The sequence below is a fragment of the Solidesulfovibrio aerotolerans genome (assembly GCF_009856865.1).
In the GTDB taxonomy this organism is placed as follows: Bacteria; Desulfobacterota; Desulfovibrionia; order Desulfovibrionales; family Desulfovibrionaceae; genus Solidesulfovibrio; species Solidesulfovibrio aerotolerans.
The window spans coordinates 1-552 of sequence record NZ_WVUD01000133.1; the positions used below are offsets into that span (position 1 = coordinate 1).

General features: G+C 58.3%; 1 protein-coding gene and 1 tRNA gene. One reads left to right on the forward strand and one right to left on the reverse strand.

The features are described 5' to 3' along the window. Positions 1-371 (forward strand): tyrosine-type recombinase/integrase (locus tag GTA51_RS20420; protein WP_160964314.1); only part of this gene is annotated, 371 nt, incomplete at its 5' end. A 55-nt stretch (positions 372-426) separates the two neighbouring features. On the opposite strand, the gene GTA51_RS20425 is transcribed toward GTA51_RS20420, so the two are convergent. Continuing rightward, a tRNA-Glu gene (locus tag GTA51_RS20425) sits at positions 427-504 on the reverse strand. Positions 505-552: the final 48 nt, after the last annotated feature.

Below are 552 nucleotides of genomic sequence, written 5' to 3' on the forward strand. Positions count from 1 at the left end.
TCTTCACGGTCCTTGACCGCACCCCGTTCACAAACCAGTGGGAGGGGGAGCCGTTCAAGCACCGGCAGCACTTCATGAAAAAGTTGTGCGACAAAGCGGGGGTCAAACCGTTTGGCTTCCATGCCATTCGGCACCTGTCGGCGACGATCTTGTACCAGGCGGGGTACCCTCTGGCCACGATCCAGGCCATCCTGCGGCATGAGAACGCGACTACCACGGAGAAGTACCTCAAGCGCTTGGGGCTTGATCCAGACCGGTTACGCGACGCTATGGAGGTCTTCGAGAATCGGGGCTCAGCCCGGGTGATCCCGTTCACCAAAAACGAAGCCCCCGGAGGTATCAGCTCCGGAGGCTTGCGGGGTACCAGCTAGGGGTACCAGGATATAGGCAGCGAGGGTGATTTTACTCTAACCTCTTAGAATCGTTTGGCGTCCCCAAGGGGATTTGAACCCCTGTTACCGGCGTGAAAGGCCGATGTCCTGGACCAGGCTAGACGATGGGGACGCAGTACAATTCTTGGCTGGGGGACTAGGATTCGAACCTAGGTTGGTG